At 39.6% G+C, this 22,509-nt stretch carries 19 protein-coding genes; 4 read left to right on the top strand and 15 right to left on the bottom strand.

Annotated elements, in window-relative coordinates; all coding sequences use genetic code 11:
• Positions 1–50: 50 nt before the first annotated feature.
• From ftsZ to mraZ, 13 genes are all read right to left on the bottom strand, one after another.
• Positions 51–1,751 (bottom strand): cell division protein FtsZ, encoded by a 1,701-nt coding sequence (gene ftsZ, locus LC454_RS05960; protein ID WP_223580595.1) that lies wholly within the window; start codon positions 1,749–1,751, stop codon positions 51–53.
• A gap of 140 nt (positions 1,752–1,891) precedes the next feature.
• Complete coding sequence (ftsA, locus tag LC454_RS05965) at positions 1,892–3,265, bottom strand: cell division protein FtsA (protein WP_223580597.1); 1,374 nt, start codon at positions 3,263–3,265, stop codon at positions 1,892–1,894.
• Positions 3,266–3,290: 25 nt separating this feature from the next.
• Complete coding sequence (locus tag LC454_RS05970; protein ID WP_223580599.1) at positions 3,291–4,127, bottom strand: cell division protein FtsQ/DivIB; 837 nt, start codon at positions 4,125–4,127, stop codon at positions 3,291–3,293.
• Complete coding sequence (gene murC / locus LC454_RS05975) at positions 4,120–5,475, bottom strand: UDP-N-acetylmuramate--L-alanine ligase (RefSeq protein ID WP_223581216.1); 1,356 nt, start codon at positions 5,473–5,475, stop codon at positions 4,120–4,122. The genes LC454_RS05970 and murC overlap by 8 nt, the downstream gene beginning before the upstream one ends.
• A 9-nt stretch (positions 5,476–5,484) precedes the next feature.
• On the bottom strand, positions 5,485–6,588 hold the full coding sequence (murG, locus tag LC454_RS05980; RefSeq protein ID WP_223580601.1) for an undecaprenyldiphospho-muramoylpentapeptide beta-N-acetylglucosaminyltransferase: 1,104 nt from the start codon (positions 6,586–6,588) through the stop codon (positions 5,485–5,487).
• A 14-nt stretch (positions 6,589–6,602) separates the two neighbouring features.
• On the bottom strand, positions 6,603–7,802 hold the full coding sequence (locus LC454_RS05985) for an FtsW/RodA/SpoVE family cell cycle protein (protein ID WP_223580602.1): 1,200 nt from the start codon (positions 7,800–7,802) through the stop codon (positions 6,603–6,605).
• Positions 7,803–7,833: 31 nt separating this feature from the next.
• Entirely contained in the window at positions 7,834–9,207 is a 1,374-nt protein-coding gene (murD, locus tag LC454_RS05990; RefSeq protein ID WP_223580604.1) for a UDP-N-acetylmuramoyl-L-alanine--D-glutamate ligase, read from the bottom strand.
• 2 nt (positions 9,208–9,209) lie between these two features.
• Positions 9,210–10,454 carry a phospho-N-acetylmuramoyl-pentapeptide-transferase gene (gene mraY, locus LC454_RS05995; protein WP_120259581.1) on the bottom strand — a complete coding sequence of 415 codons (1,245 nt, stop codon included), beginning with the start codon at positions 10,452–10,454 and terminating at the stop codon, positions 9,210–9,212.
• Between the two features lie 3 nt (positions 10,455–10,457).
• On the bottom strand, positions 10,458–11,918 hold the full coding sequence (locus tag LC454_RS06000) for a UDP-N-acetylmuramoyl-L-alanyl-D-glutamate--2,6-diaminopimelate ligase (protein WP_223580606.1): 1,461 nt from the start codon (positions 11,916–11,918) through the stop codon (positions 10,458–10,460).
• A complete protein-coding gene (locus LC454_RS06005) occupies positions 11,918–14,035 on the bottom strand; it encodes a penicillin-binding protein (RefSeq protein ID WP_223580607.1) in 2,118 nt (705 codons plus the stop codon). The genes LC454_RS06000 and LC454_RS06005 overlap by 1 nt, the downstream gene beginning before the upstream one ends.
• A gap of 8 nt (positions 14,036–14,043) precedes the next feature.
• Positions 14,044–14,457, bottom strand: a complete 414-nt coding sequence (locus tag LC454_RS06010) for an FtsL-like putative cell division protein (RefSeq protein WP_120259578.1) — start codon at positions 14,455–14,457, stop codon at positions 14,044–14,046.
• Positions 14,458–14,472: 15 nt separating this feature from the next.
• A complete protein-coding gene (rsmH, locus tag LC454_RS06015; protein WP_223580609.1) occupies positions 14,473–15,387 on the bottom strand; it encodes a 16S rRNA (cytosine(1402)-N(4))-methyltransferase RsmH in 915 nt (304 codons plus the stop codon).
• A gap of 4 nt (positions 15,388–15,391) precedes the next feature.
• Positions 15,392–15,853 (bottom strand): division/cell wall cluster transcriptional repressor MraZ, encoded by a 462-nt coding sequence (gene mraZ / locus LC454_RS06020; protein ID WP_223580611.1) that lies wholly within the window; start codon positions 15,851–15,853, stop codon positions 15,392–15,394.
• A 435-nt stretch (positions 15,854–16,288) separates the two neighbouring features.
• Between mraZ and aspS the strand changes: the two genes are divergently transcribed.
• From aspS to LC454_RS26620, 3 genes are all read left to right on the top strand, one after another.
• The gene (gene aspS / locus LC454_RS06025) at positions 16,289–18,040 is read left to right on the top strand and encodes an aspartate--tRNA ligase (protein WP_223580613.1); all 1,752 of its coding nucleotides are present in this window, start codon (positions 16,289–16,291) and stop codon (positions 18,038–18,040) included.
• 96 nt (positions 18,041–18,136) lie between these two features.
• Positions 18,137–19,525, top strand: coding sequence for a LutB/LldF family L-lactate oxidation iron-sulfur protein (locus LC454_RS06030; protein ID WP_223580615.1), 1,389 nt, complete (start codon positions 18,137–18,139; stop codon positions 19,523–19,525).
• A 7-nt stretch (positions 19,526–19,532) separates the two neighbouring features.
• The gene (locus LC454_RS26620; RefSeq protein ID WP_223580617.1) at positions 19,533–19,916 is read left to right on the top strand and encodes an acyltransferase family protein; all 384 of its coding nucleotides are present in this window, start codon (positions 19,533–19,535) and stop codon (positions 19,914–19,916) included.
• A gap of 125 nt (positions 19,917–20,041) precedes the next feature.
• Here LC454_RS26620 and LC454_RS06040 read toward each other — a convergent pair whose 3' ends face one another.
• A complete protein-coding gene (locus tag LC454_RS06040; RefSeq protein WP_223580619.1) occupies positions 20,042–20,548 on the bottom strand; it encodes a hypothetical protein in 507 nt (168 codons plus the stop codon).
• A 128-nt stretch (positions 20,549–20,676) separates the two neighbouring features.
• Positions 20,677–21,582, bottom strand: coding sequence for an energy transducer TonB (locus LC454_RS06045; RefSeq protein ID WP_223580621.1), 906 nt, complete (start codon positions 21,580–21,582; stop codon positions 20,677–20,679).
• Between the two features lie 72 nt (positions 21,583–21,654).
• Between LC454_RS06045 and LC454_RS06050 the strand changes: the two genes are divergently transcribed.
• Positions 21,655–22,476, top strand: coding sequence for a hypothetical protein (locus tag LC454_RS06050; protein WP_223580623.1), 822 nt, complete (start codon positions 21,655–21,657; stop codon positions 22,474–22,476).
• Positions 22,477–22,509: the final 33 nt, after the last annotated feature.

The raw sequence follows: 22,509 nt of genomic DNA on the forward strand, positions 1-22,509 counted from the left end.
AAAAAAGCCATCCGATTGGATGGCTTTTTTAGTATTTTATGTCAATTCGATTAATCTACATTGTCATGTAAAAATGAATTATTTGGTCGAATCTCGGTATTTCCATCCTCAAATGACAATGTAAAGCGAGAGACTTGTGACTGCGAAGAATGTGGTGTATCCTCCAATGACATTTGCTTTCTTTTGTAAGCTGGCTCATTTTCCAACTCATGAAGACCATTCGAAGATTTCAATTTCATGCTTAGTTCTTTCAAGCGCAGGATACGCTCTTTTGTACGTACCAATTGATCCTCAAACGAAACCTGTTCTTCTTCTACCTGAGGAACTTCGATCTGCTCATTGGTTGTGCTAGAAGAAAACGTAGGTCTTTCATCATAGTCTGATGATGATGGAGCAGCATATGAATCAAATACTGTCGGCATTTGAAACTGAAAAACAGAAGGTGAAGTTTTCAATTGAAAATCACTTTCAGCGAATGGAGTCTCCTCTTCATAAGCGCCATCAAACCCCAAATCATGACGTATTACTTGTGGTTCTTCAATCACTACTTGCTGTTGTTGCACAACATTTTTAGGAGAAGTAAATAAGTCAGACTGCAGATTATTCGGCGTCGATGTATTTGTTGAAGGAGCTGGTGTATCCACACGTTGAACCGGAGTGACAAAACTATTGGCAACTGGCGCTTCTTTTGGAGCCACCTGAGAAACAGGTTTAACAAAAGAATTTACCGGTTCAGGTGTCAAGGGCATAGATACCTTTGTATTTTCGCGCTCTTTATCACGTTCTTCTGAAGTCTGAAAACCTGTTGCGATAATTGTTACTGACAATTCATCTTCAAAGTTTTCGTCAATACAATTACCCCAGATCAAATCAGCAGACAAGCCTGCTTTTTCTTGAATATAATCTGTAATGATTGCAACTTCATCCATCGTTACCTCTTTTGTTCCAGAAGTAATATTTAATAAAATATAACGAGCTCCTTCGATCTCATTGTCTTTCAACAATGGAGAAGCCAGAGCACCTTCTACTGCACGTAACGCACGATCTTCGCCTTCGGCAATCGCATTACCCATAATCGCTACACCACTATCATTCATAACTGTACGAACATCTTTAAAATCGACGTTTACATAACCAGGGATAGTGATAATTTCGGCGATACCTTTTGCTGCCGTCGTCAATATATCATCAGCTTTTGCGAAAGCTGCTGTCATCGTTAGATTTCCAAAGATTTCGCGCAAGCGATCGTTGGAGATAACAAGATAAGAGTCTACATATTTACGTAATTCCGAAAGTCCCTCTTCCGCTTGTGAGCGACGACGTTTACCTTCGAACGTAAATGGTGTGGTAATGATCGCAACAGTAAGAATACCCAATTCCTTAGCGGCCTTAGCCAAAACGGGGCTTGCTCCAGTACCTGTACCACCACCCATACCAGCAGTAATAAACAACATTTTGGTATTGGTGCCCAACATGCGTTTAATATCTTCAATACTTTCGATAGCGGAATTTTCACCTACATCAGGATCTGCTCCAGCACCCATACCTTCGGTTAGACTTATTCCCAATTGAACTTTATTTGGGATCGGGCTTAACTCCAATGCTTGCGCATCAGTATTACACACGATAAAATCTACCCCACTAATTCCTTGTTTATACATGTGGTTTACGGCATTGCCGCCACCACCACCAACCCCAATAACCTTGATTATTGAAGATTGCTCTTTTAACATTTCAAACTGTATTGACATAACTTATCCCTATTTAACTTATAATGAACACGATATCAAAATGAACCAAACCCACTATATGTAATGTAATAATAATATAATTTCAACAAAAGTTTTCCACATTTGTGAAATTGTGGAAAACTTCAACCATTGTGGAAAACTTACTTTTTATCTAAAAAACTTGCGTCATCAATTTCGTTACCATCCTTAATAAATCGTTTGAACCATGACAACAATCCTTGCTCTTTTTGCTGTTGTTCCGAAACTTCTTTCGTCGTCGTGGTCGCCTGCACTTTTTTAGCAGGAGCATGCACTTCTCTACGACTATCTTCCTCTTCTTCATGCGATTGAATCCCTTTGATCAACAAGCCAATACTTGTTGCGTATAATGGGCTTTTCAATTCTTCAAATAGCGGTTTCGGTAACACTTCATTCTTCGAAAGATACTCGTTAGGAAAACCTACACGACAATCTATTCCAGTTATGTACTCAACGAGTTGTACCAAATGTTTCAATTGAGCTCCACCTCCTGTGATAACGATACCCCCTATCAGTTTATTTTCATAACCAGAAGATTTGATCTCGTAATACACGTGCTCGATAATCTCTTCCATTCTAGCTTGAATAATATAAGCTAAGTTTTTCACCGAAATTTCTTTCGGCTCACGACCTTTCAATCCCGGCACACAAATTACCTCATTTTCTTTATTTTCATCTGCAAGAGCAGATCCAAATCGAGTTTTCAGCAATTCCGCCTGCGAACGCAATACAGAACAACCTTGGCGAATATCTTCAGTCACGATATTACCGCCCAATGGGATTACAGCAGTATGACGAATAATTCCTTCATGGAAGATTGCAACATCTGTCGTTCCACCACCAATATCAACTAATACAACACCAGCATTTTTTTCATCTTCATCCAATACAGCTTCCGAAGATGCCAAAGGCTCAAGGATCAGTTCAGCAACTTCCAGGTTGGAATTATCAATACATTTTTTAATATTTTTGATATCGGTAACTCTTCCCGAAATAATATGGAAATTTGCTTCTATACGACGTCCAGCCATGCCGATAGGTTCGCGGATACCCGGTTCATTATCTACCGTAAACTCTTGAGGTAAAACATGTATAATTTCTTCTCCTGGAGGCAGTACCAGTTTATACATATCTGAAATCAATCGTTCGATATCTCTTCGAATGATTTCATCATCACCATCTGTTTTGGTAAATATTCCACGGTGTTGGATGCTCTTAATGTGCTGACCAGCGATCCCCACATTGACAACCTTAATATCGACATTAGATTGTGCTTCGGCAATTTCTACCGCCTCCAAAATACTTCCCACAGTTTTTTGGATATTGGCAACCACTCCCCTGCTCACACCAGCAGAGTCGGCTTTGCCCACACCTAATAATTCGATTTTGTTCCCTGAGCTACGTCTCCCAACCGTAACACAAATTTTGGTAGTACCAATATCGAGTCCCACGATAATTGGATTCTCTCTTTCAATTTCTGCTGCCTTTGAGTTCATAATTTCCTGTATTGTTGCTGTATTACTATAATGTATTATTTGCTATTTTTTTTGTTTGATCATCTGAAAAGCTCCAATTTCCTCGCTTTTCACAAATGATCTGTCCTCCGTATTTTACATTCACCACACCATAGGCATTGATACCTACTTTTGGCATGATCTGCGTATAAAATGTTTTTAATAATTCAAATTTTTGTTCCAACGAATCGGCAGATCCAACAATCAATTGTTGTGTTCCAACACGGGGCACAAGTTCAATGTCATGGTCGGCATTCACATAAATCTGTACAACCTGGTTACTCCACAATTCATCCTTTCCAATAAACTCCGCCACCTTCACCAAATCTTTCACCAAGGAAGTTGAGATTGTATCCAATGCTTCGTTGTATCCTTCGGCTATATTGCCAGTTGCCACCATGATGTGCGGGATATACTTTAATGTAGTCGGTATCTTTAAACCTTTGGGATCAACATAGAACTCACGTCCATTTTTATTGATAATCCGCATGACCGCTTCGCGCTGATCTATATTAATCTTTACTGTACCATTCATATCGGCATGAATGCTTGCATTCGATACATAAGGCAATTTTTTCAGTGTCTTCTCCACGCGCTGAAAAGGAATGCCATTGACCTTCTTCCCTACAAAACTTCCGTAGTTTTGCTCAATTAATTTTGAAATATCTGCTTGATCAATAAAAGCCTCTGTCCCTTCGATGACTATTTTCACGTCCTTACAAAGTTGTTGTTCATCACGTTTGCCTACAATGTTCATGATCACAACAACTACAATAACCCCAATAAAAAATAGGGTAAAGTAGAGTACACGATTCCATTGTATGTCACGTAATTTTTTAAGCATGTTCTAAAATCGCTTGTAATGGTTTTACCAATTTATCTATATCTCCTGCTCCTACAGTCACGATTAAATCCGGTTTTTCATTCCGTGCAAAATCTAATACTTCTTCGGCTGTAACAATCTGTTTATGCTGCGCTGTAATTTTATCCAACAACCAACTTGAGTTAACCCCTTCTATCGGAAGTTCCCGTGCTGGATATATTTCCATTAAGAGAAGATTATCCGCAGTAGATAATACCTCAGCAAACCCATCCACAAAATCTCTGGTACGCGTAAACAAATGTGGCTGAAATACAACATTTAGTTTCTTTGTTGGATACAATTTCCGCATTGAAGTCAAAAATGCCCGTAACTCTTCAGGATGGTGTGCATAATCGTCAATGTAAACCACCTCCGGCGTGCGGACAATATATTCAAATCGTCTTTTGACGCCCTTAAATGTTGTCAAAGCAGTCTTAATTGCCTCGGTCGAAATTCCCAACAGACGTGCTACCGTAATTGCTGCAACAGCATTTTCAACATTGTGAATCCCAGGAATACCCAAATGAATATCTTCAATTTTCCCATTGGCATCCTGGTAATCGAAAAAGAACTCTCCTTCTCTTACATGAACATTGGACGCATAAGCATCTGCCACTTCCTGGCCAGAATAACTAATCTGGCCCTTGAATTCCAGTCCTTTCCTTATTATACGTGTGCCACCATCAACGACCTTGTCCAAAAACAACTGGAAAGATTCAAGCAAATGGCTCTTATCACCGTAGATATCCAAATGATCTGCATCCGAAGAAGTTACGATCGCGATATTCGGATGAAGTGTCAAAAATGAACGGTCAAATTCGTCAGCTTCAACCACTACGGTATTATTGTTTCCGTAAAGCACATTCGTATCGTAATTAGAGCTGATACCGCCTAAAAAAGCGGAACAATCGTATCCCGAATCTTTTAACAAATGTGCTACCATCGTTGAGGTAGTCGTTTTACCATGTGTTCCTGCTACCGCAATGGTAAACCTGCTTTCACTAATGATACCGAGTACTTGTGACCTTTTATACAATACATGACCCTGAGATTCAAAAAATGCTTTAATCTTAGAATCCTTAGGAATCGCAGGTGTAAATATCACCAATGTAGCAGCTACAGGCTGATGGAAAATAGAATCAATAGAATTCACATCATCCTGATATGTGACCGAAATACCTTCTTTGACCAATGTCTTGGTCAATTCGGTTTCCGTACGGTCATATCCATTCACCTCACAGCCCAAATGCTTAAAATAGCGTGCAAGGCCACTCATGCCGATGCCGCCAATTCCGATCAAGTAAACTTGTTTTATTGCATCTAGATTCATACTCATTATCTATTTCTTATTTGCCAATTTATACACTTGCTCTGCAATCTGAATATCAGCATCCAGCTTACCAAGTATTTTTATATTTTCACTCAACTCTGCCACTTTATCCGGATTCCCGAATAAATCCAAGGCTGTTGGAATCAAAGTCTTTGCAGCATCTATATCTTTCACTAACAGTGCTGCATGTTTATTGACCAATGCCATTGCATTTTTAGTCTGATGATCTTCCGCAACATTTGGCGAAGGAACCAGAATAACGGGTTTCCCGATCACACACAGTTCTGAGATCGTACCTGCTCCTGCTCGGCTAATAATCAAATCAGCCGCAGCATAGGCATAATCCATTTTTTGAAGAAATGCCATCATCTTCACATTTGCCGGAAGTTTTCCTTCCAATTCCGTCCGAAGAGTGTCGATATAAAAGCTACCACATTGCCAAATCACCTGTACCTCTTCATTACGCAGAGCATCCAAATAGGCAACGACGCTTTCATTCAATGTTCTAGCACCTAAACTTCCTCCTAGTACCAAGATTGTCTTCTTATGTTGATCCAATCCAAAGAACTCCAAAGCCTCAGCCTTTTTTCCCTCGATCGCAACAGACTCTCTTCGTATCGGATTTCCAGTCAACAACACTTTATCAGCTGGGAAGAATTGTTCCATCCCCTCGTAGGCTACGCAAATCTTTGCTGCTTTAGCACCGACTTTTTTATTTGTTACGCCCGCGTAAGAATTCTGCTCCTGAACAACTGTAGGAATTCCCAGTTTATTCGCCATCATCAATAAAGGTCCCGAAGCAAAACCGCCAACACCTACTGCGACGTCGGGTTTAAAGTCCCGAATTATCTTTTTTGCCTTACGAAGACTCTTCATTAATTTAAATGGTAATAGGATATTTTTCCAAAGCTGCTTTCTATTGATTCCCTGAATATCAAGTCCAACAATAGTGTAACCTGCAGCAGGCACCTTATCCATTTCCATCCGACCATTAGCACCTACAAATAAAATTTCATTTGCAGGATCCATCGTCTTCAACGCATTTGCAATTGAAATCGCCGGAAAGATATGTCCTCCGGTACCACCCCCACTTATTATTACTCGAATTGCCATGCTCAATATATCGTTTAAGCTGGAATGGAGCCGATAACCACCTTTTTGGGCTTCGGTTTTTCATCCAACTGTTCTTTTCCTTTTAATTCCTCAATATTTCTACTCACGCTCAGAATAATTCCTAAGGCTACACTTGTAAACAAAATCGAAGTTCCTCCCATACTCACTAATGGTAATGGCACCCCAGTTACTGGTCCTAACCCTACTGCTACCGCCATGTTTGCTAGCGCCTGTATGGTAAGACTGAAACCTAAACCAGCGGCCAAGAACGTCCCAAACGCCTTGGGACTCATCGTGACTATACGTATACATCGATACATAAAAGCCAAGTATAGAAATAGCAGGATCACCCCACCGACGGTGCCATACTCCTCAATAATAATTGCATAAATAAAATCGGAATATGGATGTGGCAATACATTTCGCTGAACGCTATTTCCCGGACCTTTACCAAAGAGTCCACCGGTAGCAATTGCGATCTTTGCGTTATTTGCCTGATAGTTCTTATCATCCTGGAATGAAACGGTTTTATCAACTTTTTCGGTATTAAAGAACGATTTTACCCGACTAATGTATGTTGTTTTACGTGGACCAAAAAAGATGACTAACATCAATAGAACTCCTCCACCACAGCAAACAATAGCAATCTGTTTAAACGATATCCGACCAATCAGCAGCAGCAATACACTAACACCAAATAACATGAGTGCTGTAGACAAATTCGCCAAGGCGATGAGAATAAACACCCCACATACTGATCCCATGATTGGTAAGAATGACTTTTTCACATCCTTAATTTCTTCCTGCTTACGCGATAACATCCGTGCAAGAAAAACAATCAAAGAAAGCTTGGCTAAATCCGAAGTTTGAAAAGTCAAGCCGATACCCGGAATAGTCAACCAACGACTAGCTTCATTGACCTTACTTCCAAACAACAAGGTAAACAACAATAGAGGGATTGTAATTCCCATCATGATCTTGGATATACCAGCGTAATAACGATAGTCCAATTTGTGAGAAAGGTACATCAAAATAAATCCCACTGCGATGATAGAAAAATGTTTCAACAGATACATTTCTGTCCCCCTTCCCTCTTTATAGGCCAGGGTTCCGACCGAACTGTATACAGCCAAAAGTGACCATCCCGATAAGATCATCACAATGATCCATATCCATCGATCACCTTTTAATTTAGACATTATGTTCTGTAGCATATCCTTCTCCCTTTATGGTTGTACCATTTATTTATAATTCCATTACAGCTGCTTTAAATTTATCACCTCGATCTTCGTAGTTTTTAAACCAATCAAAGCTCGCACACGCTGGGGACAATAATACCGTATCACCCTTTTTAGCTAAATGTGAAGACAAGATAACTGCATCCTGCATCGATGTACTGTTAACAATAATTTCAACATCCTGCTCAAAGGCCTTATGAATTGCTGCAGTGTCTTTTCCTAAACAAACTATAGCATGCACTTTGTCTTTCACCAAATCAGCAAGCATCGTATAGTCATTTCCTTTATCTACACCTCCCAATAACAATACGATCGGTGTCGAAAAACTTTCCAAAGCGTACCATACCGAATTAACATTCGTCGCCTTTGAATCATTGATGTAGTTTACACCCCCAATACAGGCAACGTGTTCAAGACGATGTGGAATATTCACATACGATCCCATACTCTCTTTCATCGCTTGATTTCTCAACTCCTGCACTTTTGCAATCAATCCAGAAGCCATACTATTGTAAATATTATGCTTCCCCTGCAATGACAATTCCTCAGTTCTCATAGTGAATGTATCGTTATTTGGTGTATTAATAATCATTGTTTTATTGGCAGTTAAATAGGCTCCCAATTCAACAAGCTGTTCTTGTGTAAAAGGTAAATAAGTCCCCTTACTATGGTGTCTTTCCAATCCTTTGATCGTCTCAGGATCGTCTAGACAGTATATAAAATAATCTTTCTCCGTCTGATTTTGTATCATTCTGAATTTGGAATCCACATAATTCTCCATTTTATGGTCGTAACGATCCAAATGATCTGGCGTGATATTCAGAATTACAGCAATATCTGCTCTAAAATGGTACATATCATCCAACATAAAGCTTGAAATTTCCAATACGTAACAGTCAAAATTTTCACGCGCGACCTGAAGGGCAAAACTTTTTCCAATATTACCAGCCAAACCAACATTGAGACCACCATGCTTTAGCATTTCGTATGTCAACATGGTTGTCGTAGACTTCCCATTTGATCCTGTGATACAAATTAATTTAGCAGCAGTATATTGGGCTGCAAATTCTATTTCGGCAATTACCGGAATATTTTTTTCCTTTAAGGCGACCACCAAGGGCACTGTCTCCGGAATTCCGGGGCTCTTGACAACAAGAGCCGCATTCAATATGCGAGATTCATCATGATTCCCCTCTTCAAAAGCAATGCCTTCCGCTTTCAATTGCTCCTTATAATGATCCGCTATCAGCCCTTTATCCGACACAAAAACATCATAGCCCTTTTCCTTTCCCAGGATTGCTGTACCCACACCGCTTTCACCTGCGCCTAAAATGACCAAGCTTCCTGATTGAGGGTAATATGCTGTTGATATATTTGACATCGTTATCTAATTTTTAATGTTACAATTGTCAGAATGGCTAAAATTATTCCCACAATGACAAAACGTGTTACAATTTTTGCTTCATGATACCCCTTCTTTTGGAAGTGGTGATGCAAAGGAGACATTAAAAATATCCTTCTTCCTTCACCATATTTCTTTTTGGTGTATTTGAAATAGGAAACCTGTAGGATTACAGAGAGATTTTCCAGCAAAAACACACCACATAAAATCGGAATCAACAATTCTTTACGGATCAAAATCGCAAATGCCGCAATGATACCTCCAATTGCCAAGCTACCTGTATCCCCCATAAAAACCTGTGCAGGATAGGTATTATACCATAGAAAACCGACACAAGCTCCCACAAATGCTCCTGCAAAAATCACAAGCTCACCAGAGTTGGGGATATACATAATATTGAGATAGTCTGAAAAAATCACGTTACCAGACACATAAGCCAAAATTGCCAAGGTAACCCCAATTATTGCGGACGTACTTGTGGCCAGGCCATCGATGCCATCGGTAATATTAGCACCATTGGATACTGCAGTAACGATAAAAATGACAACAATTAAAAAGACTACAAAAGTCAAATAGTCACTTTGCAAGCCAAACATCTTGAACACCTTGGCATAGTCAAATTCATTATTCTTATAAAAAGGGATATTTGTTTTAGAAGATTTCACATTTTCAGCATATGTTTTTTCTCCTGTACCTTCGTTAATAACCACTTCCACCGGTTTAGTTGAAGTTGGCTTATCCACACCTTTACGTACCACAATATCCGGGTGAAAATACATCGTGCAGGCAATAATAGCCCCAAGGCCGACCTGGCCAACCACTTTGAATTTTCCAGCTAACCCTTCTTTATTATGTCTAAAAACTTTAATATAATCATCCAGAAAACCTATTGCCCCCATCCAAAGTGTCGTTACAATCATGATGATCACATAGATATTTGTCAACTTGGCAAATAATAAGGTAGGAACCAAGATCCCCGCAATGATAATTATTCCTCCCATTGTGGGCGTACCAGCTTTCTTTTTTTCACCTTCTAGCCCTAAATCACGAATTGTCTCCCCAACTTGTTTATTATGCAAGAACTGGATCAATTTTCCCCCAAAAACCGTGGTAATAATTAATGAAGCGATAACAGCCATAGATGTTCTAAAGGAGATGTATTGAAACAAACCTCCTCCTGGTATATGGATATATTCGCTAAGCCACGTAAATAGATGGTACAACATATTCTATTTTTCGTTAAATGTATTCTCTAAAATTTCTTTATCATCAAAATGATGCTTAACACCATTCACATCTTGATATTTTTCATGTCCTTTTCCGGCGACCAGAATAATATCTCCAGGGTTTGCCAATTGATACGCTGTACGTATTGCTTCTTTACGATCTGCAATAGAAAGTGTTTTTACCCTTTGTTCAGCTCCTACCCCAGCTTCAATATCTTTAATAATCTGATATGGATCCTCTGTGCGTGGATTATCAGATGTTATCAAGAAACGATCGCTATAACGTAACGCTGCTTCTGCCATCTCTGGCCTTTTGGTTTTGTCGCGGTCACCACCACAACCTAAAACAGTAATAATCTTTTGCTCTGGACGTCTCAAAGAACTAATGGTTTTTAAGACATTTTCAACAGCATCAGGTGTATGTGCATAATCCACAATACCAAAGACACCTGAAGTGGATTTCATCGTTTCAAAGCGCCCTTCTGCCCCTTTCAATGTACTTAAGGCCGTCAACACCTTTACTGTTTCCTGCTCCAATAGGATTGCTGCGGTATACACCGCTAAAAGATTATAAGCATTAAAATCACCGATCAATTTGACCCATACTTCCTGCCCATCAATACTCATCAACATACCATCAAAATGGCTTTCGATAACTTTAGCTTTAAAATCAGCGCCAGAACGCAAGCCATAGCTTTTTTTATGGGCAACCGTATTTTGCAACATGATCTGACCATTGCGATCATCCGCATTTGTTAAAGCAAACGCATGTATGTCTAGATCATCAAAGAACTTCTTCTTTGCTTTGATATAGTTGTCAAAAGTTTTGTGAAAATCCAGATGGTCGTGTGTAATATTCGTAAATATTGCACCTGCAAACACTAACCCTGCTATACGCTCCTGCACCACAGCATGCGAACTGACTTCCATAAAAGCGTAATCACAACCATCGTCTACCATATTCCGTAAGAGTTGGTTCAACTGGATCGGGTCCGGTGTAGTGTGTGTTGCGGGAATTATCTTTGGACCAATTTGATTCTGCACTGTTGACAGCAAACCAACATGATATCCCAACTCAGTAAACAATTGGAATAACAATGTGGCTACTGTCGTTTTTCCATTGGTTCCTGTCACTCCAACCAACTTGAGTTGCTCGGATGGATTACCATAGAAATTAGCAGAAGCAACTCCCAAAGCATATGCTGAGTCTGCCACTAAAATATAAGCCACAGAGTCCAATGTTTCCACAGGAAGTTCTTCAACAATAACGGCTCTTGCTCCAGAGGTAATTGCCTTATCGACAAACAAATGCCCATCTGTCTGAACACCACGCACAGCGATAAACAAACTTCCCAGTTCCACCTTTCTGGAATCAAAGCACAAAGAGTGCACATCGACCTCTTCGAGGTTTCCCACCACCTGTTGAACAGGGATAGCATGCAATACTTTTTTTAAATCCATCATTACTTAAGTTCTAAATTTACCGCTGTTCCAAACGGGAGTTTTTGACCCGCAGTCAAAGATTGCGCTCCCACTCTTCCCTTTCCAAATACATGTGTTTTAAATCCCGCATTCTCCATCACATACAATGCATCCATTAATCCCATTCCCACTACATTTGGAACAATTCCTTCTTTATATTTCAAATCCACAAATGGTACACCTCTATTCGACGTATCTACTTCGCCTCTGGCGACCATATCCCAATTCACTGTATTAATTCCCAACTTATCGTATACTTTCTTACTCGCTTCTCTTGACCCTTGCAAGGTCAACGGCATTCTTCCGCCAACATTAACTGCCTTAAATGATTTTTTCCCCTGCATCTCCATATCATTGGCATAAACCATATCCGCAAGTTCTTTAAAAACAGGTCCGGCCACCGATCCACCATAATAACCATTTCTCGGATTTCGAATCACCACGATAATCGAATATTTCGGATCTTCAGCTGGGAAATAGCCTGCAAAAGATGACTGGTATCTCCTCGCTCCATAACCTCTTGAGCCATCAGCCATCTGCGCTGTTCCCGTCTTACCTCCCGATGTATACAATGGGCTAGCAACACTTCTTCCTGTACCCTCCGTCATGACACCTTCCATCATTCCCCTCACCTCTGCCAATGCATGATCCGAAGCGATCTTTTCATTAATTACCTTTGCCCGAAAGGTTTGAATCGTATTCCCCAAATGCCTTATCTCTTTGACAAATAGTGGTGCAATCAATTTACCGTTATTTGCAACAGCGTTATAAAATGTCAAGGTCTGTAATGGCGTAATCTTCATCTCATAACCATAAGCCATCTGAACCAATGACAATCCACTCCAAGATTTACTTTTCGATGTTTTTACCAATGGAACTCCTTCTCCCGGAATCTGTAGATCTAACGTCTTACCGAATCCAAAAGAATGCAGTTTCGACGTAAACTGATCTGGGTTATCTTTATAAGCCTGATAGACAAATTTTGTAACCCCAACATTCGACGATTCTTCAAAAGCTCTTTTAGCCGAGACTATAGATTTTTTGGGTGCATGCGAATCGCGGATTGTATGTTTGTAAATCGGCCAGTTACCATTTCCGATATTTATGGTTGTACTTGAATCGATTTTCTTATCATCAATCAATGCTAGATAAGAGGCAAGTTTAAAAGTTGAGCCCGGATCCGCGCTTTGCGCAATAGCAAGATTGAACTTCTCCCGATAAACACCATCTTTATCCCGCATAAAATTTGCAACGGCCCGCACCTCTCCTGTTTTCACTTCCATCATCACAACACAACCTTCATCAGCATTGCTCACAATCATCTGTTTCTCCAGCGCTCTTTGAGCCATATCCTGCATATTTACATCAATTGTGGATATGATGTCCGAACCATCAACAGGTGCTACCTCAATATCTCTATTGACAGGAATCCAAACCCCACCAGCAATACGCTGCATCAATCTCTTTCCACTCTTTCCATCAATATACTCACCATATGCTCCCTCTAAGCCGACATGGATATTTTCCTTTACGTTTTTATATCCAATAGTTCTTGCTGCCAGATTAACGAAGGGCAAAATCCGTTTATTCTGTCTGTCGGTAATCAAACCGCTAGGAAAACGTTCTTTTTCAACACGAGCTGACTTAAATAAAGGAAATTGCTTCACCTTCTTTAAATCCTGATGTGACACATTCCGCTTAATTAGTAGATAGCGTTGTTTTTTATTCCGCGCCTGTTTTAGTAATGTCAAATATTGCCGGGATGATTTATCCTTAAAAAAATCAGCCAGTTTAATCGCGAGAGAATCAACTTTGAGATTGAAATATTCATTTTCTTCTTCGGGAATAGCCATAGCATCAAAACGAAGTTCATACTCAGGAACAGAAGTTGCCAATAAGCTTCCGTCGTTGGAATAGATATTCCCCCGTGCAGCTTCAACCTCACGCTCTTGAATAGAAAGACTATCCGCCAAAGCCTTCCAATGTTGCCCATCCACATATTGCAACTTCAGCATTTTCCCAAATACCATAAATGCAAGAAGCACAATAAGTCCAAAGGCAAAATAGACGCGAATAAGAATCGTGTTTCTGATACTCATAACTCTCTCTATTTATCTTCTTTTTTCTCTACAACTTCAATCTTGATCGGCGGCTCCACACGCTCTTTCAAACCCAATGAGTCCACACGCTTTGCGATCTCCGTTTGCGTGGACATTTTCATCAGTTCAGCAGATAGTGACTTATGATCCCAACCTAATTCTTTAACTTCCTTGCTTACTTTATCGATACCTCGAATAGTTCGCTCAGCGAAGTGACGGTTAGAGATATACAACAACATCAAAAAGGCGATGAAAGCCCCAAAAGGGAGATACTCCAATATTTTGTTTAAGGAAAGGTCTCCAACGGTAAAAAGCGTTTTAATAAACGCTTCTGTTTCTTCCGCCTTTTCCTCGACAGTTTCTTGTAGTTCTTCCTGAACTTCTTCACTCAATTCTTTCTGTCTTATTGTATTCCTGCTCATCTTTTCGCTCCATTTTTAAGACAAATCCAACCTTTCAGCAATACGCAGTTTCGCACTGCGCGATCTATTATTTACAGCCAGTTCCTGCGGCGATGCTGTAATCGCCTTACGGCTCAACACATGGAACGGCTTAATTTCATTTCCAAAAAAATCTTTCTCAACATCTCCTTTAAATTTCCCTTTGGCCATGAAATTTTTGACCAAACGATCTTCTAAGGAATGATAAGACATCACCACCAATCTTCCTTCACTTTTCAACACATCAACAGTTTGCAACAAAAACTCTTGTAAAGCCTCCAATTCACGGTTAACCTCGATACGCAAAGCCTGAAAAACCTGCGCATGGTATTTATGTTCTTTTCCCTTTGGAACCATTCGCTGAATAACTTCTTTCAATTCAGCAACCGTATGTATCGGCTGTGCCAAACGAGCTGTTACAATTGTTTTCGCCAATGACTTTGCATTCATAATCTCGCCATACATACCAAAAATCCGATGAAGATCTTCTTCAGCATAAGTCGCCAACACGGCCTTCGCATCCAAATCTCCCACCTGATCCATACGCATATCCAAATCAGCATCAAATCGGATTGAAAAGCCACGATCTGCTGCATCAAACTGATGCGATGAAACACCCAAATCAGCTAAAATACCATCCACTGTGCGCGCACCATGCAGACGAAGACTATTCTTTAAAAACCTGAAATTTTGATGAATCAATGTAAAACGAGGATCATCAATCACATTTCCCAAAGCATCTGGATCCTGATCGAAAGCAAACAGCTTTCCCTCCGGCCCCAGCCTCTTCAGTATTTCACGAGAGTGACCACCTCCACCAAAAGTTACATCCACATACACACCATTCGGCTTGATCGCCAAAGCATCCATGCATTCTTGCAACATTACCGGAACATGGTACACATTCTCCATATTATTATATTCCAAAATTAATATCCCCCATTACCTCTGCCGCTAAAGACGATATATCTTCCACACCTCCGTCGCCCATCAAATCATCATACCCCTCTTTTGACCAAACTTCTATCTTGTTAAACTGACAAGCCAAAACCAACTCTGTTGTTATTCCTGCAAATTCAAGCAAGCTTTTTGGCAACAAAACACGACCAGCCGCATCCAAAGTCAACTCTGTGGCTCCACGAGTAAAAGCACGCACAAAAGCCCGCACTTTCGGATCAAATTGATTTAACTTAGCCAGTTTAGCTGTCATCAAGTCCCACTCCTCGCGTGGATAAAAAACCAAATGCTTCTCAAAACCGCGATTCACAACAAGCCCATCGCGCTCAACATGAGGCATCTGCCTCTTGAGCGCCGCTGGCAACACCATCCTTCCTTTGGCGTCTAGCTTGCATTCGAATTCTCCGATCAACTGAGTCATATCGTCAATTATCCTATTCTAATTTAAATGTAAAAGTATACACTTTCTCCCACTTTCCCCCACTTTACAACATAAAAAAGTTTTCCACATCGAAAAATAGCTACAAGAAAAAAAAACATCCAATTCCACTACAAAGCATAAAACCTTATTTACAAACAGTTAAACACGTATTTAAATCAAATATATCTTCAAAACATGGACAGATATTTTTCGGTTTTTTTTCAGAAAAATGGAAATGAATTGTAAAAATTTCCTCTTTAGAAATTTAATTTTGCTCCCTTTTTTCTAAAAAATGGGAGAAAGTGGAGGACTGAAAAACAGATAACCCCTCCAGTGTGGTTGAAAGTGGGAGAACAGCATTCAAATAAGCACAGTAGAATTCGTTATTGTCGAGTAAAACCAATAATTTTGCATAAATTTTATTTTTATTAAGATATGCACAGAACACACACTTGTGGAGAATTAACATTAGCTGACTTAGGGAAAACGGTTACCCTGAGTGGATGGGTTCAAAAATCCCGCGATTTGGGCGGTATGACTTTCATCGATGTTAGAGACCGATATGGTATCACACAATTAACGTTCAATGCAGATGATGACGCGTCTTTACGTCCTAGTGCCCGTGAACTGGGAAGAGAATATGTCATAAAGGTAACCGGAGAGGTTATTGAACGTTCCAATAAGAATGCTAAAATCTCCACTGGAGATATCGAAATCAAGGTTTCAAATCTTGAAATATTAAATGCAGCTAAATTACCGCCTTTTACAATAGAGGATGAAACAGATGGTGGCGATGATATCAGAATGAAATTCAGATATCTGGATTTACGTCGTAATCCGGTACGTGAGAACCTTATTTTACGACATAAAACTTCTCAGGAAGTGCGTCGTTACCTTGACTCTCAAAATTTCTTAGAAGTAGAGACACCATATCTCATCAAATCTACTCCGGAGGGAGCACGAGATTTTGTGGTTCCTTCCCGCATGAATCCAGGTGAATTTTATGCATTGCCTCAATCACCGCAGACATTCAAACAGCTATTGATGGTATCAGGTTTTGATCGTTATTTTCAAATTGTCAAATGTTTCCGCGATGAGGACTTACGTGCTGACCGCCAGCCAGAGTTCACACAAATCGACTGTGAGATGTCTTTTGTAGAACAGGAAGATATACTGAATATTTTTGAAGGATTAGCAAAACACATCTTCAAAACGATCAAAGGCATAGACCTTGGCGCTGTACCACGTATGACCTATGCTGATGCCATGCGTCTATATGGATCCGACAAACCGGATATCCGTTTTGGAATGCAGTTTGTTGAATTAAATGATGTAGCCAAAGAAAAGGGATTCCCTGTATTTGATGCAGCAGAGTTGGTTGTTGGTATCAATGCCGAGAACTGTGCGGATTATACCAGAAAACAACTGGATGCCTTAACCGATTTTATTAAACGTCCTCAAATCGGCGCTACAGGTTTAGTCTATGCTCGTGTGAATGAAGATGGCTCAGTTAAATCTTCTGTTGATAAATTTTTTACGCCAGAACAATTAACGGCCATTGCCGCTAAGTTCCACGCGAAACCAGGTGACCTCTTACTAATTATGGCTGGTGGCAAAGATAAAGTTCGTAAACAATTAAACGAATTGCGCCTAGAAGTTGCCTCACAGCTTGGTCTTCGCGACAAAAACACCTTTGCTCCGTTATGGGTTATCGATTTCCCTTTATTGGAATGGGATGAGGACAACGCACGCTACCATGCCATGCACCATCCTTTCACCTCTCCAAAACCGGAAGATATTCCGTTACTGGATACAAACCCTGGTGAAGTAAGAGCAAATGCTTATGACTTTGTATTAAACGGTGTCGAAGTGGGCGGTGGATCTATCCGTATTCATGACAGAGACCTGCAGTCACTGATGTTTAAACACCTTGGATTTAGTCCCGAAGAAGCACAGAAACAATTTGGTTTCTTAATGGAAGCGTTCACCTATGGAGCTCCTCCACATGGAGGTTTAGCGTTTGGCTTTGACAGACTTGTATCGCTATTAGCTGGTCTAGATTCCATTCGTGATGTGATTGCCTTTCCAAAAAACAATTCGGGAAGGGATATCATGATTGATGCTCCATCAACTATTCACCAGGAACAATTGAATGAATTAAGCTTAAATATTAATATAAAAGAATAAATTTCAAGCTCGATTTTCGAGAAACAATTTATTAACACTATATTTAAAAGTTGGTAGGAAACGACCAACTTTTTTTGTGAAAAATCAGTAGATTAGATGTCAGAGAGTACGGCAAATACGTTTTTAAAGGAAAGTGCACAGAAAGCATTTGACACCAAACATCGCGATATTATAAATTATAATATCGACAAATACAGTATTGCTTTCGAAAAGGGGAAAAGCAAATTTGCAAATCTCGAAAACTCCAAAATAAAAGCAAATTTGATCAAATGGAAAGTAATGGAAAATCTCGATCGATATCTATTGCAATTTGAGGCAAATTTTACCGCACGTGGTGGAAAAGTAATCTGGGCTAATGATGCTGATGAGGCGCGGGAGGAGATTTATAAAATCATCGAACGAAAAAGAACACGGTCGATTGTAAAATCTAAATCTATGGCTACAGAAGAAATTGAATTAAATCATTTTCTGGAATCCAAAAACATAGAAGCCATCGAGACTGATCTTGGAGAATATATTATTCAGCTGCTAGACCAGAAACCCTACCACTTTGTGACGCCTGCTATGCATTTAAGCTTGGAAGATATTGCAAAGCTTTTTCATGAAAAATTTGACACTCCTTTGGATGCATCTGCAGAACAGTTAACACTAAAAGCGCGCGAGTTATTAAGAGACAAATATTTAGCAGCAGAAGTCGGTATTACCGGAGCTAATTTCTTAGTTGCTGAAACTGGGAGTATAGCGATTACAGAAAATGAAGGGAATGCACGTCTGACTTCTACTTTTCCAAAAACACATATTGCTGTGGTGGGCATTGAGAAGATTATTCCCACACTACAAGATCTGGAAGTATTTTGGCCACTTTTATCCACACATGGTACAGGTCAAAACTTAACTGTTTACAACACGTTACTCACAGGACCGAAACAATCTTACGAGTCTGATGGACCTGAAGAAATGTATGTTATCCTGCTTGACAATGGACGTAGTAATCTCCTTGCACAAAAAGAACAACGTCAGGGTCTATATTGCATTCGCTGTGGAGCTTGCTTAAATGTATGTCCTATTTATCAAAATATAGGCGGACATACATATGAAACAACCTATCAAGGACCGATCGGATCTCTAATTTCCCCTCATTTAAATGGGATGAAGGAGTTTAAGCATCTAAGCTATGCATCTACCCTTTGCGGTAAATGTACAGAAGTTTGCCCTGTAGGCATCGATATCCAACGTATGCTTCTTGTCAACAGAAAAGACTCCGTAGAGCAGGGTTTATCAACTAAAACAGAACAAAAAGTCTGGAGCTGGTTTACATACGGAATACAACGTCGAAAATTGATTGATTTCTTTGGCGGGAAATTCAAGAACTTTTTCCTCCGAAAGTTTTTTAAAAAAACCTGGGGCGATCAACGGGAATTACCCAAGCTAGCGGAAAAATCCTTTTCCAAACAATGGAAAGAGCAGCAGAAAAACAAAGAATAACAAAAAAGTGGTATTTGTAATAGGCTTTATCATCACGTTTTCAGGCTTCCTGCTAACCCAAAAACATTATCCGGGAAATTATGCTAATTTGGAGATTGATTGGTATTTCTGTAATAGCGACGTCGCAATGATGACTGTAGCTATATTTCTCATCGTGCAAAAATTAAATATTCGCGAATCTAAATGGATAAAAAATATATCTGGAGCAACATTTGGCATCTATTTATGTCATTTTGTTATTGTACAGGCGATGACAGATACGTTTCTGAATATTGATTATCTTCCCGCTTCCCTAAAAATTCTGTCAATTGCCCTTCTAAGTTTTGGTTTAAGCTATTTGGTTACGAAGCTTTTTGATACAAACTCTATTACACGAAGGTTTATTCGCTAAAACAACGGATTAAAAACAGTACATCGGATATGTGCACACTATAAAAAATAAAAAGGGGATCAATGATCCCCTTTTCAACTAACACTCACCAATTATTAATATGAAAACTACTCTTTTTTTTTACCTTAAGTTGTTTTTGCCTCAGCATCAACTACTTTTTCACCCTCGCCTTTCTTAAAATCACCTTTTTGCATTTGTCGATCCTTTTTCCAATGCTCTCTGTGTGTTCTATGGTTCTCAGCATAAGAATCTTTTAATGTCTTTTGCTGTTCTGGAGTCAATAATCCCATCATTTTTTCATGATCCGCAGCACGTTGTTTTCTCATCTTTTCACGATACAATTTGCGCTCCGCCGCGATTTTTTTATGATCCTGCGCTTGCTTCAAATGAAATGCATACACCTCTTTGCGTTGTTGATCTGTAAACTTCAACTTTTGGTCCATGCGATCTGTTTTGATCTTAGCCAACTCCTCAGGATTTTTATTTTTTAAGCCATCGTGCTTTCTATCCTTTGAATGCTTGTGCAAGGGAGCCGTCATTTCTTTGGTATCTGATTTAAGATCCTTTTTCTCCTGCGCGAAACCTGTTAACATTAATCCGGATAACGCCAAACTTAACATCAATTTTTTCATCTCTCTATTTTTTAAATCAACAATCTTTCAATTTTAATAGATTGACTTTCCAACCTATTTATCTATAAGAGTATTATTGACCATCAAAAGTTTAAAACCTCATCTGTTAAATAAAGTTAAGATTGGTTTTATTGAGATGCCGCGCTTAAACGGATAGGCAAAGTATAAGCCACCCGCACAGTACGTCCATTCTGAACCCCAGCTTTCCATTTTTTTGCCTTTTTTAATAAATTAATTGCAGCTTCACCAGTTCCAAAATTCATATCCCGTTTTACGACAATATCAGTCAAAGATCCATCTCGCTCCACTACAAAAGATACTTCGATAACCCCAGACACGCCATGATCCAAAGCTGATTGCGGAAAATTATAGTTTTCCGACACCCATTTCATGAAAGCAGGCATTCCCCCTTCCGGACGTGGCATTACCTCAACCGCCCGAAACACTGTACCTGCGTCGCTATCAATACCTCCCTCCGACTCCGGTCCTACCGTACGGCCTGTAATACCACCATCTTTCTTAGAGGGACCAAATTCACCTCTTGCGATGTGCGTTCCAGCGGCATTTGCTTTTAATGTAATACGAGCGGTCATTGTATTGGGTTTATTCAGTTCATCCTGTGTAGCAACATCCTCAGTTACTTCATTTGCCTTCGTAATCTTAGGCTCCGGCAGACGCACCAAATCAAACTTCGAAACATCCTGTGCGATCTGCTGCGGTGCTTCTTCCTGCATTAAAATAGGTTCTTCTTTCACCTCCTCTTTTTTCTCGACCTCTTTCTGGAGTTCTTCTAAATCATCAGGAAAATCCACAGTCGTAGTAGTTGTTGCTGGCATGGCTTTCTTAAAATATTTATTATACCCATAAGAACCCACGATCAAAAGGAAAGCAAAGGAAACAACAATAGCTAGCCCCACGTTCGTTGCTTTATTTGACAAATTCCGCAATTCATATGCACCATACATCTTGTTGCGACCTGCAAAGATAACATCCAGCCATTCCTTGCGATAGATATTCAATTTTGAGTTCATCATAACATTAAAGTTTAAATCTTTTCATTATGATGCGCGAAAGCCTTATATTTCATAAAAATTTTACACACTCTTATGAAATCACTTTTTTTAGCTATTCTTCTACTTACATTATACGGTTGTGACAACAGTCAAAATCAGTCCAAACCTCCGGTTAAGAGTGAAAATAAAGAGCAATTAATTTCACCTTATTTTGGCTTTTTGAATCAGCAAAAAGATTCATTAATTGCCCTTCCAATGGATCAGGCTATGGAGAGTCCCGAAAAATACAACTATGTCATTATAGAAAATCAAGTTAGCCCATTGGGATTTATACAGAATAAAACGGACAATAAGGAAAGCAATGGAAGACAGACAGCACAAAACTTTGCCAATAGCGAAGGCTCATTGTTCACGATAAAGAACGAAATTAAATCCGGTGATTTTGGAATGTTGGTCAATCAAGCCTTCTTGAGTCAATACAAAATAGAACCTTTTACAAAAGTTGAGCGCGAGACAACTCCAGAGGTAAAGGAAATACTGGAAAAAAAATATAAAAGGAAAATAAGCAAAAGTACTACAGTTGCGGTCCTGAAAGATCAAGCTGAATTCAATCTCACAGTCTTTGAAAACCAACAAGATTCGGCACTGGCGGTATTTTCTTATGTCAAAGAAGACCAATTAATTAATTTGGATTTTCCGGCCACCTATGATGATATTAGTACTTGGCGAGTCGATGATGGTGGTCAGTTTGATAATGACGCATTCCAGGTTCTCACTGTACTGCGTTCGGAGGCAGGAATTAGTTTTGTTAGCATTTTTTGGGGAGCAGAAGGTTATGAATTAAACTTCTATCAGCCTAAAAAAGATAAGTTTACTTCAGCAGCACAAGCCTACGGTTACAGTTCTCCTTTATAAGGAAATTATCGTTTCCCTAGTTAGATTATTAGG

The organism is Sphingobacterium sp. GVS05A, assembly GCF_019969845.1.
Lineage (GTDB): Bacteria > Bacteroidota > Bacteroidia > Sphingobacteriales > Sphingobacteriaceae > Sphingobacterium.

Bases quoted from the DNA above. Each gene is read 5' to 3' on its own strand.
- ftsZ (WP_223580595.1), bottom strand. From the start codon at position 1,751: ATGTCAATACAGTTTGAAATGTTAAAAGAGCAATCTTCAATAATCAAG.
- ftsA (WP_223580597.1), bottom strand. From the start codon at position 3,265: ATGAACTCAAAGGCAGCAGAAATTGAAAGAGAGAATCCAATTATCGTG.
- LC454_RS05970 (WP_223580599.1), bottom strand. From the start codon at position 4,127: ATGCTTAAAAAATTACGTGACATACAATGGAATCGTGTACTCTACTTT.
- murC (WP_223581216.1), bottom strand. From the start codon at position 5,475: ATGAATCTAGATGCAATAAAACAAGTTTACTTGATCGGAATTGGCGGC.
- murG (WP_223580601.1), bottom strand. From the start codon at position 6,588: ATGGCAATTCGAGTAATAATAAGTGGGGGTGGTACCGGAGGACATATC.
- LC454_RS05985 (WP_223580602.1), bottom strand. From the start codon at position 7,802: ATGCTACAGAACATAATGTCTAAATTAAAAGGTGATCGATGGATATGG.
- murD (WP_223580604.1), bottom strand. From the start codon at position 9,207: ATGTCAAATATATCAACAGCATATTACCCTCAATCAGGAAGCTTGGTC.
- mraY (WP_120259581.1), bottom strand. From the start codon at position 10,454: ATGTTGTACCATCTATTTACGTGGCTTAGCGAATATATCCATATACCA.
- LC454_RS06000 (WP_223580606.1), bottom strand. From the start codon at position 11,918: ATGATGGATTTAAAAAAAGTATTGCATGCTATCCCTGTTCAACAGGTG.
- LC454_RS06005 (WP_223580607.1), bottom strand. From the start codon at position 14,035: ATGAGTATCAGAAACACGATTCTTATTCGCGTCTATTTTGCCTTTGGA.
- LC454_RS06010 (WP_120259578.1), bottom strand. From the start codon at position 14,457: ATGAGCAGGAATACAATAAGACAGAAAGAATTGAGTGAAGAAGTTCAG.
- rsmH (WP_223580609.1), bottom strand. From the start codon at position 15,387: ATGGAGAATGTGTACCATGTTCCGGTAATGTTGCAAGAATGCATGGAT.
- mraZ (WP_223580611.1), bottom strand. From the start codon at position 15,853: ATGACTCAGTTGATCGGAGAATTCGAATGCAAGCTAGACGCCAAAGGA.
- aspS (WP_223580613.1), top strand. From the start codon at position 16,289: ATGCACAGAACACACACTTGTGGAGAATTAACATTAGCTGACTTAGGG.
- LC454_RS06030 (WP_223580615.1), top strand. From the start codon at position 18,137: ATGTCAGAGAGTACGGCAAATACGTTTTTAAAGGAAAGTGCACAGAAA.
- LC454_RS06040 (WP_223580619.1), bottom strand. From the start codon at position 20,548: ATGAAAAAATTGATGTTAAGTTTGGCGTTATCCGGATTAATGTTAACA.
- LC454_RS06045 (WP_223580621.1), bottom strand. From the start codon at position 21,582: ATGATGAACTCAAAATTGAATATCTATCGCAAGGAATGGCTGGATGTT.
- LC454_RS06050 (WP_223580623.1), top strand. From the start codon at position 21,655: ATGAAATCACTTTTTTTAGCTATTCTTCTACTTACATTATACGGTTGT.